We start from the raw sequence: 15077 nt of genomic DNA on the forward strand, positions 1-15077 counted from the left end.
TAACCAGCATGAAGAAAATAGCCGTCATTCTTAGTGGCTCAGGCGTGTTCGATGGCGCCGAGATTCATGAGTCAGTGCTTGCCCTGCACGCTATAGAGAAAGCTAACGCAACATGGCACTGTTTTGCCCCTAACGTTGAGCAACTGCACGTCATAAACCACCTAACTGGGGAAGTGACCGAAGAAAGTCGCAATGTACTTGTTGAATCTGCCCGTATTGCGCGAGGGAATATTGAAGACGTCGAAAAGCTGGATGTGAATGATTTTGATGCACTACTGCTTCCAGGTGGCTTTGGCGCAGCCAAAAACCTTACTGACTTTGCCATCAAAGGTGTAGAATGCTCCATTAACACACACGTAGCGAGTGCATGCCGTGCCTTTGCCGAAGCTGGGAAGCCTGCAGGTTATCTGTGTATTGCCCCTACTATCATTCCATTGATTTATCCAAATGCTGTCAGAGGAACAATAGGTAACGACTCAGACACTGCTGCCGGATTTGCGGCGCTAGGAGGTGAACACGTTATATGCGCTGTGGATGATATTGTTTACGACGAGCAACACAACGTGATTTCTACACCAGCTTATATGCTGGCAACAAGCATTTCGGAAGCCAACAACGGCATAGAAAAATTGGTTAATAAACTGATTTCTCTCGCTTAAACGACCTCAAATAAAGCCCCATCCATCGAAAGACGTGGGGCTTTGTAACAATGTGCAAGCCTTGTATCGTTTTTATTTCAAATTTGTTTCCACTCGCATACAATACGCGCTTCTTTGACAACGCACGATATAGCGTTCTCACGATTTTAAATGCCATCTATCATATTGGTTTATTGAACATGTTTACTTACTTAAAAACTAAGCTAAGTCCTTACTATGAGTTTTGGATTCTTAATGCGCTTTTGGCAACTCTTATAGGCGCTCGCTACTTCCTGTACTTTCCCGAGGTCCCTTTTGATGGGATTCAATTCTCATTTGCTGTAACAAGCTTGTTCAGTCACATGAGCCTACTCGCTCTTGTGTTTTGGCTGGTTGGTCTCGTTTTATGCTTCCTACCATTGAAAGCTAAACGCCCGTTACTAGCGCTTATTGCTACCATTGCCTTAGTATTTTTGTTTGTAGACACCATGGTATTTGGATTTTATCGATTCCATTTGAACTACCCAGTACTGTCATTGGTCATGTCGGGGCAGATAGTGGAATTCCCACTATCTGCATGGGCAATGCTTGTTGTCGGAATTGCCGCTTTGTTTTGCTTCCAATGGTGGGCGTTAGGCAAAATGGAGGTTGGCCAATTCAGCATCACAAAGAAACTTCGTAAGCTGTTTCTTCCTCTATTTTTTGTGACCACATTAGCAAGCCATGGCATTCATATTTGGGCAGCTGCTACTGCATACCAACCTGTTTCTTTCGTTAACCAATACTTGCCTCTCTTCTATCCAACCATCGCTAACTCATTCTTGATGAAGCACGGTTACATTGATAGAGAAGAGCTCGAAAAGAAACAAGCAAAAGCCCCAAAGATGCAAGGAGGACTAAATTATCCTCTTCATTCAATCACTGGTGATACACCTGAAAAGCCAAAGAACATCATGCTAATTCTGATTGATTCTTGGCGCCCAGATACTGTCACTCCAAAATATATGCCTACTGTCTATGAAATGTCTCAAGAAGGACTTTCATTCGACAAGCATTACTCTTCTGGTAATGCGACACGTATGGGCACGTTTGGACTGTTTTACGGTTTGCCTGGCCCTTATTGGCACCCGATGCTTGCCAACCAGCGACCAACCCTGCTGATGGACCGACTGCAAGAGCTCAGCTATGAGATTGGGGTTTTTACTTCGGCGCATATCGAGTCGCCAGAATTCAACAGAACCATATTTGCTCATATCCCAAATTTGCGAATTCGAGGAAAAAGTAAAGGCACGGCGGCAGATCGTGACATCGAACTGGTGGACGATTGGATGAAGTGGTATGACGTTAACAGTAGTAAGCCAACTTTCTCATTCCTGTTCTTTGATGCGCCGCATGGTTTCATTTTCCCTGACGATTATGAGCCAAAATTTGAGCCAATGTCGGGACCAAATAATCCATTTGTTCGCAGTAACGACTCCGACCCGGAACCAATCTTTAACCGTTATCGAACCAGCACACACTTTGTAGATAGTAAAATCAAAGACGTGGTTGAGAAACTTAAGCAGACTGGTACTTATGACGACACGCTAATTATCGTTACAGGTGACCACGGTGAAGAATTAAACGACAATGGCCAAAACTTTTGGGGACACAACGGTAACTTCACCGAAGCTCAGGTTAAAGTACCATTCATCATGTTAGGTGCCGGAGTAGACAAAGAAGCAAATCAGTGGCCTGAGGGCAAACTGACCACGCATTTCGACCTTGTTCCAACACTAATGAAGAATTACTTGGGTGTCACCAATGATCTTGAAGATTACACAGTGGGTGAAGATCTTTATGGTAAGTTTGTTGATCGACCATACACCATCATTGCAGACTATGGTGACTATGCCGTCGTCTCCGAAGATAAGATCTTCTCACTAAAAGGTAATGGCCTTTACGAAGTGAAAGATGGCAGAAATAGGTTGCTTCCAAAACAAGAAATTGACCAAGAGAGAATGCAATACGCCATCGAATTACTGACTCGATACACCAAATAAAATAGTCAAACTAAAGCCCTCTGCAAAGAGGGCTTTGTTTTATTCGTCGCACATTAATAGCTCTGCTGATCCTGCCGCCACGTGGATTTTTCCTGTTGTTCCATCAACCGATTGTTGCGTTAGAATCGAGTTATACTGTCCATTAATGTCGACATTGATTGATTTCGGGCGCATCGATTTATTGATTAGCACGATTCCCTTTTTACCGCGCTTAAACGCCAATAGATCGTCATTCGCTTCCAGCAACTCAAACGGTTCACCATGAACCGCATGGCAAAAACGTATCACCTGGGACAACTTCTGGTCTCTCCAGCCTTCTACCCATCTCGGTTCCTCGTTGGTATTTTTGATACCGCTAGGGTCGAGGTCAGAATAGATAAGAGGCACTCCTCCATCACGAGTTAAGATGTATACCGTCGCAAGCCATTCGTTGGTTTCACTCATGACGAGGTTGCTAAACACGTCATTGTTAGGAATATCGTGTGTCACAGCAAACGTTATCGAGCGCTCGTTAGTTAGCGCTTGCCCGAAACAGTATGGGTCAATTAACGCCGTCAAACTTCCGCTTTTAGATTCAAGTGCTTCATGTACCGTTTTAAACAAAGGGAAATCATAGGCAGCCAAGCGAGTTTCTTTTAAATAAGGTTGCAAGAAAAGCTCGTATTCTTCTTCCGTCGCTCCGCCATCGGTAATTATCTCACCAAAGACGTGCATGTCTTGAGTTATCTCCTCAGTAAACACCTGCTTTATATGCTCGATGGTCAAGTGTTTAGCCGCATCTATACGAAAGCCACGTACTCCGAGATTTTTCATTGCTAGAAGATAAGCCTGTTGCTGCTTAATAACATGCGAACTGGTTCGCAGAGTTGGTAAACCGGGGTCTTGAGGGCCTCCTGTTAGTCGACCATTCTGCACTTCCCAGCGGTCTTTCCAATTCTCTATCCCAAACGCCTCGACAAAATCGTCTTCATCAAACAGCGCCTTATCCAAATCGCCAAATAGTTTTTGCTGCTCGAAATAGGCACGATGCTCGGAATAACTTTGCATGTCACTGTTGCTTGGATACTGTAAGTCCAATCTAGCCGACGATTCGTTGGCCATATGATTGAAAACCACATCGATATAGACCCATATACCCCCATCATTCAATGCCAGCATCATTGCTTTGAAGTCTTCGGTATTTCCAAGCTTGTTATCGATAACTCGATAATCCTGAGGTTGATAAAGTTGCCACCATTTCACTTCTTTGTTATTACGAAACGACTTCATTGGCGGTGAAACTAATACAGTCTGATACCCAAGCTCTTTTATTTCTTTTGCTCGCTGAGCCACCAGCGCATAAGGCCAATCAAACGCATGTAAAATCACATTGCTTTGGTTGTTCAGTGTCTTTGTCATTGGTCCATCCCCTTAAACCGGGTTCACTACTAATGAACAAAATTATAAGGTTCATACCCGTTAGCAAATCATCCTCAAGCCACTTTCTATTGGTTGAGAGGTTGGGCGTAGCTAAAAAAGACAACAGAATATTAGGAATTACTGACTCTCGCACACGACAAAAGCAACAGCTAAATAACTGATATTTATCATATAAAAACAAGAATGTTTCCTTTCCCGCATTCTTTGAAACTGGGTTTGGTATTTGTAACAAAATGATCGCGAGTGGTTCAGCCATCTACCAAGCCGTGAGCTTGCTCACAGCTTGTAGTCATTTTGGATTAGCAAACAGGACGCGAATTAGTTTTCTACTACTTTCAACCACTTAATATCATATGCATCAAAAATGATATTTTGGTGATAGGGCTTTCGTTCGACGTTAAGTACGTCTTCCACCTCTCTTGAACCCAAAACATCGCATATGGATGTAGGAATGGTTTGTCGATGTTCGCTGAAGTTACATATCGCCAATAAACGGTCACCATTCGCTGCCTTTCTGACATAAGCAAAAAGGTGAGGACGATACGTCTCGAGAACTTCCGTCTCCGCTACGCCTAATACAGGCAGAGATTGACGAAGATGAATCATATCTACGAGATGTTGATGGATACGACCACGCGGATCACATTGGTCTCGAGCGATGGCAATGTCTTTTTCCGAAATAGCTGGACGATTAACCCAGCGAGTATCGCCTACTTTGTGTGGGTCGTTAAGATATTGATAATCATTGAACATCCCTAGTTCATCGCCTTGATAAATTAACGGGACACCACCAATGCTCAAATTAATACTATTCAGCAATCTAACTCGTTTCACAGCGAGCTCGATGTCTTGTTGATGTCCAGATTGCATTGCCGCCTCCAAACCGCATAGCGATGCTAAAGATCCACATACTCGACAATCACCAGTCTCTGGATTTTCTTGGAACGGGACACCATTAGCAAACGCCCCTTCAAACTTGCCAATGTAGAACTGATTGAGGAACTGACGATGGTCATGCCCCTTGATACCCACCTGATCCGCTACAGCATCATCGAAAGTCCAGCCAATGTCGTCATGGCAACGTATATAGTTCACCCAACTGCAATCCGGCGAGATAGCAAAACTTTTCTTTAAAGACGCTGTGAGTAACTTAGTTTCTCTGGTTGCCAAACTTTCCCACATCAAAGCCATCATCAATGGGTTATAGGACAATTGGCATTCATCTTTATCTATGTATTGAGCGACCTCATCCGGATGAACAATGGCTTCACTCTTAAACAACACCGCTGGAGCTGTGATCTGTAAGCAGAGGTTGAATGCCTGAATCAAAGTATGCGCTTTTGGCAAACTTTCACACTGAGTCCCCTTCTCCTTCCAGATAAACGCTAATGCATCGAGACGTAAGCCATCACAACCCAAGTTGGCCAAAAATAGCATTTCATCAGTGATAGCGTTAAATACTGCTGGGTTACTATAGTTTAAATCCCATTGAAAGCTGTTGAAGGTCGTCCATACCCATTTTTCTACGTCTTCCAACCAGGTAAAACTGCCGCGCCTAACCGATGGGAAAATCTCTCGACACGTGGCGTTGTATTCATCAACCTCACGTTTATCATCAAAGAAGTAGTAAAACTCTTGATATTGCTCGTCACCAGAACGAGCGTGCTTCGCCCACGCATGTTCATCAGAGGTATGGTTAAAGACGAAGTCTAACACAAGGGCAATTCCAGCTTCGTTAAAGGCAGTTGCTAGAGACTTCAGTTCTTTCTCTGTACCTAACCTAGGATCTACCTTACGGTAATCAGACACGGCATAACCACCGTCGCTATTCCCCTCTGGTGCTAAGTACAAAGGCATCAAGTGAACATAATTAATGCCAAGTTGCTCAAAATACGGGATCTTCTCTTTCAGCTTTTTAAAATCACCTGCAAACAAATCGACATAAACGGCCATGCCTAGGACGTTTTCATCTCGAAACCAATTAGGTGTTTTAAGTCGAATCGCGTCTTTGGTTTTAAGCTTACGAGAACGCGATGCGAATCCTGCGCAGAGCATTGCTACCAGTTTCTGTAGATAAAGGAAAAAATCATAACGACTGCCATACAAAGCGTAATAGTGCTCAAATAGGGCCGGAAAGTGCAGTTCCAGTCTTCTATAAAGCTCTTTTTCATCTTTTTTAGTCAACTTAGGTAAGGTGATGGATCCCATTACCTGCTTAAGTGCTCTCTGGCTTGTCGTGATTCCTTGCATTACCCCACCTTAATCGATTAAGTCTGTACTTAAGCAATTATAGAATATGTTGTTTTTCGATATTTGAGTTTTTGTGTGACCAACTTCTTAATCGATTAAGTTCATTGATTAGAAATCAAAAAAAGCGCATCAAAAGATGCGCTTTCCATTGGTATTAACTAAATACTAGAACGAGGCTTAGAATTTTTTCGGAGCAAAACCTGTCATCACTTTCAGTTTTAGCTCTTTACCAATCTTCGTCATTGGATGCACTACGACCAAGCCTTTTACCGACTTTTTCAGCTTACCCATATCCGCCTGCTCTGCTTTGGTGATCTCACGAGAGAACGGCATATCAAGCAAGCTTTTGCGCTCTTTGTTCATATCGTAGCTCTGCTTGTGCTTAAGCTGGGCAATCTTCTTTGTCAGTTTGTCGATTTCATCAGTAAAGCGAGAGATCATTTCGTTGTCGCCACGCGATTTGGCACCAGCCAACTTATGATTACACTTATCGAGGCGGTTATTCAGTTTTTGTAGTTCTTGTTTCATGCTCATGGCCGGAACGTTTCCTGTTAATTATTAGCGAATAGCGGTGTTGCGAACTAAGTGCGGTACAAGACCTTGACGACATGCCAACCAAACTTAGTCTTCACTAAATGGGGAACAAGCGTTTCACCACTAAAACAAACTTTGTCAAATTGAGGCACCATCTGTCCCTTTCGAAATTCACCTAAGTCGCCGCCTTTTTTACCTGAAGGACACGTGGAGTACTTTTTAGCAAGAGTTTGAAACTTAGCGCCTTTTTTCAGCTGTTTGATGATATCTTCAGCCTGTTCTTTATGTTTCACTAAAATGTGAAGTGCTGCCGCAGTTCTTGCCATTAGTTGTCTACCCTTTTTAGCGTCTATGGGATGATGGAATGCGCAGAGTGTAATAGAAAATGAGATACAAATCACGTTTACTTTTCAAGCGACTAAACTTTTTTCTTTCCCGGCCGCATTAACTTTTGATAATAAAGTTTATAAAATCAAACTATTGGCTTATAGAGTAAGAACTCAAATGAATACTAGCATCAGTAAAGCGAACCAATCACAGGGCATGTTACTGTTTACCCTTAACTTGCAAAAGCAACGCTTTGCCATTGGCACGCTAAAAGTGCGAGAAATCGTTCCTTTCTTACCCACTACGCAAATCCCCTATTCTCATCAACATGTCATTGGCACTGTCAGTATTCGAGGTCTGACTGTCCCCGTTATTGATATGGCAGCGGCAATTGGTTTTAGACCTATCGCAGCAGAGGAATACAACAACACCTACTTAGTAGTCACTGACTGCTTGAGAACCGTTGTGGCGTTCATGGTTCGAGATATTGATAAAATCATCGAGTGTAATTGGAAATCCATAGAGCCAGCTCCCGATAGTGCGGGTAGAAATGTATTTGTTACTGGTGTCACTCGATTTGAAGATCATATAGTTCAGCTATTAGACGTAGAACTGTTGCTATCCAAAATCTACCCACAGTATGCCGATACCAAGATCCCAATGTTGACCGACGTCCAGCGCGAAAGAATCAAGTCGCTGAACATTCTGCTGGTTGACGACTCTTCCATCGCGCGCAAACAGCTAGGTGATGCGCTTAACAACATCAATATTCCTTTCGATATCTGTCGAGACGGCAATAGCGCCCTTGAGTTTATGCGCAATAAAGCGAAACAAAATGATGCCATCGATATATTAGTCAGTGACATTGAAATGCCCGGTCTTGATGGATACGAACTGGCTTTCGAAGTTCAGAATGACCAAACGCTCAGCCACGCCTACCGCATCTTACACACTTCGCTTTCAAGCGAAATGTGCACGGAGCGCGCTCATCAAGTCGGCGCCCACGAAGCACTAGTTAAGTTCAATGCTGGTGAATTGATTGAAGCCATGTTGAGAGGGGCGGAGAATCTAACCGCAAATTGAGGTTCCCTTTCAACTTGTAGTTAAGCTGAAAGGGACAATGGACTTAGTTACCGTCGTAGTTATTGTTTGACGCAAATGAGAACCCTTGACCACCGATAGAAGCTTCATACATTAAGCCACCCTTAGTCATGGTAAATACCGCCATGCCATTAATGTAATTCGCTTTAGTTTGGTTGTCTCCAGCCTGTGCCCCAACACCTGTTGAACCAGCTTGTGCACTAGCTCCTACCGTTAAAGCAACAGCAGATGCCTGCGCACCAAATTCAAAGCTGCCGCTTGTAAATGAATAGTAGTCTGCTTTACTCTCGAAGAAAATGATTTCGCTATAGGCCTGCGCGCCTAATTGAAGTCCAATGCTGAGCTGCGCTAGCGTTGAATTACCAACGTGAACACCTTGGCGATACACTTGCCCTTCACCGTAGGACCCGCCAATTCCAAAACCACCCTTACCAACGGTCGGAAATACCGCATAACCATACGCATCTTTGAAAAATGGATGCGTTGCGCCTGCTTGCTTGAATTTGTTTAACGTCGCTTCATATTTACTACTATTCTCGTTAGCAGAAACTGCTTGGTCATTTTCTTTAGCTACCTCAGTTTCTTCTGCAACACTTTGACTATCTTTCTGAGGTGCTTCTGAAGCATAGGCTTGAGGGATGATGGTAATACACGCAGCCAGTAGATAAGGCCTAATTCTAACTAACATACTCTTTCCTTTCTCGAGTAAGATTTCGTATTTTGACGACAGATTTCATCATTAGTTCACCCTATAACGCACTCATCAATAGATCAATTCCTTCACAGCATGTTTTGCACCTAAAGCAAATAGAATCTACACTGTTGCCATATCGAATCGAGTAATAACTTAATGAATCCTATGATAAAGAAGCTGCTCATCAATCTAATTTTGGTATTAGTCGGCGTTCCGATTCTGTTAGTCGTATTCCTTAAGTTTCTTAATCCGCCAATTTGGGGATGGAAAGTGGCTCGTACCCTATTTCCACCGGAAGGTTATCCAACGCAAACCCTCCAGACATGGGTCCCTCTAGCTCAGATAAACCCCAACATGCCGCTCGCAGTTATTGCGTCAGAAGATCAGAATTTCCTTAATCACGTTGGTGTGGATTTTGGGGCCCTTTTTAGTGTTTTGGCCGAGAGTGGCAGCCCGTCTCGCGGCGCGAGTACCATTACTCAGCAAACCGCAAAAAACGTGTTCTTGTTTCCGAGCCAAACTTACATTCGAAAAGCTTATGAACTCTATATTGCGTTACTGCTCGAACTCATTTGGGGTAAAGAGCGCATTATGGAAGTGTATTTGAACGTTATTGAGTTTGGCCCTGGTATTTATGGTGTAGAAGCAGCCAGTCAATACTACTTTGGCATCAGTGCCAACGGATTAAGTAAAGTTCAAGCCGCTCAACTCGCAGTAGTGCTGCCTAACCCTTATCGTATTAAGCCGACACCGATGTCAGATTACGTTAACAAGCGGACACACTGGGTAGTAAGTCAGATGAATAACCTAGGGGTCATCTCACTATAATTCAGTTAGCTATCAATGGTATCCATTTGTTTCGTTCCACCAGCGTAGCGTCTTATCTGGCTCATTAGCAGAACGGCGGCCATCAGCAAGGCGGATGCAATATAGAAACTTCCTAGCGTCATTTGGCTAGTTACCCAGCGTTCAACCAGATACCCACCAAACACTCCTGCTATCACCATTTGAATTGAGCCGGATAACGCCGACACTGCACCCGCGTTCTCTTTATGAGGACCAAGCAACAAAGCGATGGAAATCGGAAACGACAATCCTTGAGCAACAGTAAGCCAAGTAAAAGCGAACACAAGGTTAAATACCGTCATCTCAGTCATTAACAACCACACGCCAGATAATGACATAATGATAATGGCGAGGAACAAAATCCAGTTGTTAGAAAAATACCGATTGAGGATATTGAGCGATACGCTTCCCATCATAAGACCTGCTGACGGAATAATCATTATCGTTCCATATTCTGCCGCAGTTAAACCAAGCTGATGCTGCATTAAGAATGGAAACAAACTTAAAGAGACAACCGCACCTAGGTAACTGATCCAGTTGTAACTTGCACTGCCAATCACCTGAGGGTTAACAATTAACTTTGAATAGCCATGGATCACTTCTGTCACTTTGAATTTACGAGGCTTATAAGGCAAGGTTTCCGGCAAGATGAACCAGCCTAGCGTGAAGATAGCTACCAAATATACCAGGACGAAAACAAACACCGCTTCCCAGCTTAAATGAAACGCAATCCAGCCACCAAAGACAGGGGCAATAATGGGCATAACCGAAGCCGTCACCGAAATATAAGACAGCGCCTTGGTAAGCTGTTTTCCGTCATAGCTGTCACGAAGTACGCTTCGTCCTAATACGGAAGCGCTTCCAGCTCCTAGTCCCTGAAGCAATCGACCTACTTCTAACGCGGTAAAGTGTTCATTTAAAGCGATACACAGCACTGTTCCGACTAGGTAAACTCCTTGCCCGAGGATAAACACGGGACGTCGGCCAATAGCATCGGACAAAGGACCATAAAAGAGTTGAGAAAGTCCGAAACCAACCAAAAACAGTGTCACGAGCATCTGAACATCCGCATGTCCAATCGATAGAGCTTCGCTAATGAGTGGCAGTGAAGGTAAGTAAATGCTCACGCCTACTTGACCCGTTGCGATGATCATCATCGCGAGCAACATAGGCGTTTTATTAAAAGATTTATTGTGTTTTCTATTCATACACACATTCTATATTGCGTATGAATCATTGATAATACACTATAAAGGAAACAGAATACGTCCAAATAGGAAACAATCTCGGAGCGCATATGGATTGGATATCGTGTATCAATACTTACATTCGTGTTGTCGAAGAAGGCAGTTTCAATGGTGCAGCCAGAAGACTGAATACTACCAGTTCAGCTATCAGCAAACGCGTCCACTGGCTTGAAGAACGTATCGGTGTCCAGCTTCTAAAAAGAACCACTCGCTCTGTCACGCAAACAGAAGCAGGCGCGCTTTTCTATCAACGTTCAAAAGATTCTCTTGATAGGTTTCAGTCCATCATTGACGAGACTCGCTCGGTCAATGAAACTCCGGCAGGATTGTTAAAAATAGGCGCAACCATCGCCGTCGGCTCCAAATTTTTGGTTCAGTATTTAAACGACTTTCTGACGCAATATCCTGACATTCGAATTCAGCTGACCACCACAATTCCCGGTCAGCTTCCAGATACCAACCTAGATGTATTTATTAGTCGCGAGCTCGAAACACTCAACAGTCTTAGCATGAGACAAACTTCATTATTTGAGCAACGAATCGGCTTTTATGCTGCGCCTTCCTACATCAAAGAGTTTGGCGCTCCTCAATCTATTGACGAACTCAAACAACATAACATCCTTATTTGGGGTGAGCGTCCACAACGAGAATACAAGATATCCAAAACACAACGCGTCATGTTGTCAGGAAATTTCGCTACCACTAACCCAGAAGCATTGTTTTATGCAGCCAAAAATGGGATGGGGGTATTAATCAGTAACGACATTATGATCAAAGAAGACGTCAAGTCTGGCGCTTTAGTTAGAGTTCTGCCCGAGATCCAAGCCTTGGATTCTACTGTCTACGCCTATTACCCTAAACTGGATTATGAGCATACGAGAACCAAACTATTTTTGGACTATATCAAAATGCGTTTGGCTCAGTCGAACGAGGAAGGGTAAGGCAATGGAAAAATCGCCAGCACTACCCTACTCTATACCAATTAAAAGAGAAAGCCAGCTCCCTTTTGGTTCAAGATGCACGAGTAAAGTGCATCTTTGATTTTTTCAGAGTCCTATCTAGTACGCCAATGGCCAAAGACAAACAAAAGAAGAACCAAACGAGCTGACCACCAATAACTAACCAACTGTTTTTCCATTCAGATGCCGTGTAAACAATGAGTTGCATCCCCAGGAAATAAGCAATGATGCTCAAGAAAACCAAGGTAATAAACCAGAACACCATCAACAATGTTATCCATTTAGGCATAATTAAACTCCAATAAGTAATGAAAAATCCAAATATTCCTTATTGTCCTGCATAAATAGATCCACTTTAATTGTGGATATGTTCTTGTTCAGTTATTTCGAACTTCTCTCTCAGATTTAGTGGCTTTTCAGTCACTCTTCTTCTGATTAAACTGGACGCATTGTTTTGGAAGCGAAAGTGACTTCCCTATAAAAGGATAACGATATGTCTAAAACTCTTGTTCTAAAATCCAGCATTCTAGGTGATTACTCTCAATCAAATCAGATCATTGATCAGGCTATTGAAGGTAAATCCGACGTGATCATTCGTGACCTAGCCACTAATCCAGTACCAGTATTGAACATGGAAGTGGCAACAGCCCTTCGCAGCAATGGCGAGGACTTAGCGCCAGAACTTCAAGAGATTGTCAAACTTTCAGACGACCTCATTGAGGAACTTATAAGCGCAGACAAAGTAATTATTGCAGCACCGATGTACAACTTCATGATTCCAACTCAGCTTAAGAACTATTTTGATCTTATCGCTCGTGCTGGAGTGACGTTCACCTACACTGAAACAGGGCCTGTCGGTCTTATCCAAGAGAAAGAAGTGGTGGTATTGACCACTCGTGGTGGCATTCACAAAGATACACCTCGCAATAGTATGAATGATTATCTTGCTACGATTTTAGGATTCCTTGGTATGACGGATGTTGAGTTCGTTTACGCCGAAGCACTAAACATGGGTGATGAACCTGCTGAAGAAAACCGTGCATCTGCACTAGAATCTCTGAGCGCACTAGTCTAGTCATTTTTGGTGAGTCAATTGAGCAAATGTAATGCTAATTGTACTCACCACTTAATTTCTCGCACTCTTTCGCCTTGGTTCCATACAAACCTATGACACTTCTCCACAGATATAACTATACGCCTGTGCAATAATTTATTTATCAATGAATTGGGGGAGCCGTGTTGGTCGTTTTTTTCTGCTTTTGTCTAAGCGCGTACTACTTAGTCGCCTTTCCAGGGGGTGTTCACGCCTACCGTAAAGGGGCGTTGAGTTGGGGAGATGCGTTTTTGCCCCTAATGGTCTTCGCTGCTTGGTCTGTACTGGCAGTGTTTGGCGTAGGTGCACAAAGCTTAGGGAACTTGATCGAGGTTATCTTGCTGCTCATTGCAGCCGTTTGTATGTTCTATTTCCGACTGATTTACGTTCACAGATATCCGAGCAACCGCCTGCATTCACTCTATATGATGTATCTGATTATCACTGTGATAGTTATTCTGACCCGTGTTTTCTTTCCGCACATGGTGGAATAACACTGAAGATAGTATTAATCATTATTAATACTCTTAGAAACGACGTTCTAACAGCCATTCGTTATGGTAACTCATCACTTATATCATATTGATTTCCCATGAAACGTCTTTTCGCCCTTGCTATCGCCATAATCGTTGCCTTTGCCTTATTGAGCCCCAGCCATTATGTAACCAACCCTTGTCCTCAATCTCACTTGGAGTCCATTCCAAAGTCATTTGACGATGCTCAGTTCCAACAGTTGATGAAACAAGCAGAGTATTGTTCGTCTTGCTCAAAAAGTCATACCTAGCGTTGAAGTAAAGCTCAGTTAAAAAAATGGGCGCTCGAACTATGTCGATGCGCCCTCCCAAAACAGTGCAAATTATCAACAGTTCGTCAGTTCAAGCTCACTTCTACATCCGATTTAATGGTACTGGAGCACGCCAGCACAAAGCCATTAGCTTTCTCTTCTTCAGTCAATGTTTCATAGCTGGTAGAGTCTACTTGTCCAACTTTCACCTTACATTTACATGAGCCACAAATACCACTACGGCAAGCTGCAATAACCGGTACTCCTCCCTTCTCTAGAGCATCAATTAGCAGAGTTCCTTTATCAGCCTCAAGCTCAACGCCAAAGTCAGGCACCGCCACTTTTACGACGCCCTCTTCCATGTCTACCGCAACATCAGTCGGCGTAAAACTTTCTTGATGGAACTCCGACATATCGAAGTTGGCTTGCTCCAGAGAAGATTTGACTACCTCCATAAAGCCCGTTGGACCACACAAATAAACGGTGCGTTCATGAAAGTCAGGAATTAACGACGTCAACCATTCAAGATTGATCAAACCTTGCGGAAAGTCTGTGCCAGAATTGTCTTCAAGCAGCATTTTTAGTGCAAAGTTATCGACCGTTTGGTTAAGCTCAACCAACCTATCAAAGTAAATTGCATCTTGTTTGCTCTTCGCAAGATGGAGAAATTCGATATTGACATCTACACTGTCCGTAAGCCATTGATCGACCATGGACATGACAGGTGTGATACCACATCCCGCGCTGATCATTAGGACCTTGTTTTTGGGCTGACAGTCAATATTATTGAAATGACCAAGTGGTGCTAACGCTTCTACCTGAGCACCAACTTCAAGCTGCTCAACAATATGGTTTGACACCAAACCGCCTGCGACGCGCTTCACCGTGAATTTAAGCGTTTTACTCCCCGGCACTGAACTAATTGAATAAGCTCGAAACGCTTTACTGCCATTAATATCAAAGCCAAGCGATGAGAATTGACCCGGTTTGAATTGAAATTCAGTCTCGCCGGACTGTGAAGCAAGTTCAAACGATACCGAATCTGGTGTTTCAAACCACTTTTTAGTACATGTCAGCTCTATCGTAGCTGATTGGGACCATGCCATTACATCATTCCTCTGAGTAAGAAATGGCGCCTTAAAC

16 protein-coding genes are annotated in these 15077 nt (G+C 43.3%); 8 read left to right on the forward strand and 8 right to left on the reverse strand.

All coding sequences use genetic code 11. From position 1 onward, the window contains the following. Positions 1 to 8 precede the first annotated feature (8 nt). Positions 9 to 659: an isoprenoid biosynthesis glyoxalase ElbB gene (elbB, locus tag AWH66_RS23190; protein WP_063603261.1), complete on the forward strand. Its 651-nt coding sequence runs from the start codon at positions 9 to 11 to the stop codon at positions 657 to 659. Positions 660 to 838: 179 nt separating this feature from the next. Next, positions 839 to 2680, forward strand: coding sequence for a DUF3413 domain-containing protein (locus tag AWH66_RS23195; RefSeq protein WP_063603717.1), 1842 nt, complete (start codon positions 839 to 841; stop codon positions 2678 to 2680). A 39-nt stretch (positions 2681 to 2719) separates the two neighbouring features. Here the strand turns inward: AWH66_RS23195 and AWH66_RS23200 are convergent, their stop codons facing one another. From AWH66_RS23200 to ppiC, 4 genes are all read right to left on the reverse strand, one after another. Then, on the reverse strand, positions 2720 to 4078 hold the full coding sequence (locus tag AWH66_RS23200) for an alpha-amylase family protein (RefSeq protein WP_063603260.1): 1359 nt from the start codon (positions 4076 to 4078) through the stop codon (positions 2720 to 2722). Between the two features lie 339 nt (positions 4079 to 4417). Beyond that, entirely contained in the window at positions 4418 to 6349 is a 1932-nt protein-coding gene (locus AWH66_RS23205) for an alpha-amylase family protein (protein WP_063603259.1), read from the reverse strand. 177 nt (positions 6350 to 6526) lie between these two features. Continuing rightward, positions 6527 to 6883 (reverse strand): YibL family ribosome-associated protein, encoded by a 357-nt coding sequence (locus AWH66_RS23210; protein ID WP_063603258.1) that lies wholly within the window; start codon positions 6881 to 6883, stop codon positions 6527 to 6529. A gap of 47 nt (positions 6884 to 6930) precedes the next feature. Continuing rightward, positions 6931 to 7209: a peptidylprolyl isomerase PpiC gene (gene ppiC, locus AWH66_RS23215; RefSeq protein WP_004737764.1), complete on the reverse strand. Its 279-nt coding sequence runs from the start codon at positions 7207 to 7209 to the stop codon at positions 6931 to 6933. 178 nt (positions 7210 to 7387) lie between these two features. Between ppiC and AWH66_RS23220 the strand changes: the two genes are divergently transcribed. Beyond that, entirely contained in the window at positions 7388 to 8293 is a 906-nt protein-coding gene (locus AWH66_RS23220; protein WP_063603257.1) for a chemotaxis protein, read from the forward strand. A 43-nt stretch (positions 8294 to 8336) separates the two neighbouring features. Here AWH66_RS23220 and AWH66_RS23225 read toward each other — a convergent pair whose 3' ends face one another. Next, positions 8337 to 8999 carry a lipid-binding SYLF domain-containing protein gene (locus AWH66_RS23225; protein ID WP_063603256.1) on the reverse strand — a complete coding sequence of 221 codons (663 nt, stop codon included), beginning with the start codon at positions 8997 to 8999 and terminating at the stop codon, positions 8337 to 8339. A 162-nt stretch (positions 9000 to 9161) separates the two neighbouring features. Here AWH66_RS23225 and mtgA point away from each other — a divergent pair, with 162 nt between their 5' ends. Further along, the gene (gene mtgA / locus AWH66_RS23230; protein ID WP_063603255.1) at positions 9162 to 9833 is read left to right on the forward strand and encodes a monofunctional biosynthetic peptidoglycan transglycosylase; all 672 of its coding nucleotides are present in this window, start codon (positions 9162 to 9164) and stop codon (positions 9831 to 9833) included. 5 nt (positions 9834 to 9838) lie between these two features. On the opposite strand, the gene AWH66_RS23235 is transcribed toward mtgA, so the two are convergent. Then, entirely contained in the window at positions 9839 to 11059 is a 1221-nt protein-coding gene (locus tag AWH66_RS23235) for a multidrug effflux MFS transporter (protein ID WP_063603254.1), read from the reverse strand. Positions 11060 to 11148: 89 nt separating this feature from the next. On the opposite strand from AWH66_RS23235, the gene AWH66_RS23240 reads away from it, so the two are divergent. Next, positions 11149 to 12039 (forward strand): LysR family transcriptional regulator, encoded by an 891-nt coding sequence (locus AWH66_RS23240; protein WP_063603253.1) that lies wholly within the window; start codon positions 11149 to 11151, stop codon positions 12037 to 12039. A gap of 70 nt (positions 12040 to 12109) precedes the next feature. On the opposite strand, the gene AWH66_RS23245 is transcribed toward AWH66_RS23240, so the two are convergent. Next, positions 12110 to 12346, reverse strand: coding sequence for a hypothetical protein (locus tag AWH66_RS23245; protein WP_063603252.1), 237 nt, complete (start codon positions 12344 to 12346; stop codon positions 12110 to 12112). 204 nt (positions 12347 to 12550) lie between these two features. On the opposite strand from AWH66_RS23245, the gene AWH66_RS23250 reads away from it, so the two are divergent. From AWH66_RS23250 to AWH66_RS25780, 3 genes are all read left to right on the forward strand, one after another. Next, complete coding sequence (locus AWH66_RS23250) at positions 12551 to 13132, forward strand: FMN-dependent NADH-azoreductase (RefSeq protein WP_063603251.1); 582 nt, start codon at positions 12551 to 12553, stop codon at positions 13130 to 13132. 161 nt (positions 13133 to 13293) lie between these two features. Continuing rightward, positions 13294 to 13644, forward strand: coding sequence for a hypothetical protein (locus tag AWH66_RS23255; RefSeq protein ID WP_143081567.1), 351 nt, complete (start codon positions 13294 to 13296; stop codon positions 13642 to 13644). 98 nt (positions 13645 to 13742) lie between these two features. Further along, positions 13743 to 13934 carry a hypothetical protein gene (locus tag AWH66_RS25780; RefSeq protein ID WP_143081568.1) on the forward strand — a complete coding sequence of 64 codons (192 nt, stop codon included), beginning with the start codon at positions 13743 to 13745 and terminating at the stop codon, positions 13932 to 13934. An 86-nt stretch (positions 13935 to 14020) separates the two neighbouring features. Here the strand turns inward: AWH66_RS25780 and AWH66_RS23260 are convergent, their stop codons facing one another. Next, positions 14021 to 15040, reverse strand: coding sequence for an FAD-binding oxidoreductase (locus AWH66_RS23260; RefSeq protein WP_063603716.1), 1020 nt, complete (start codon positions 15038 to 15040; stop codon positions 14021 to 14023). Between the last annotated feature and the right edge of the window lie 37 nt (positions 15041 to 15077).

This window comes from Vibrio barjaei (genome assembly GCF_001639065.2).
Classification (GTDB): domain Bacteria; phylum Pseudomonadota; class Gammaproteobacteria; order Enterobacterales; family Vibrionaceae; genus Vibrio; species Vibrio barjaei.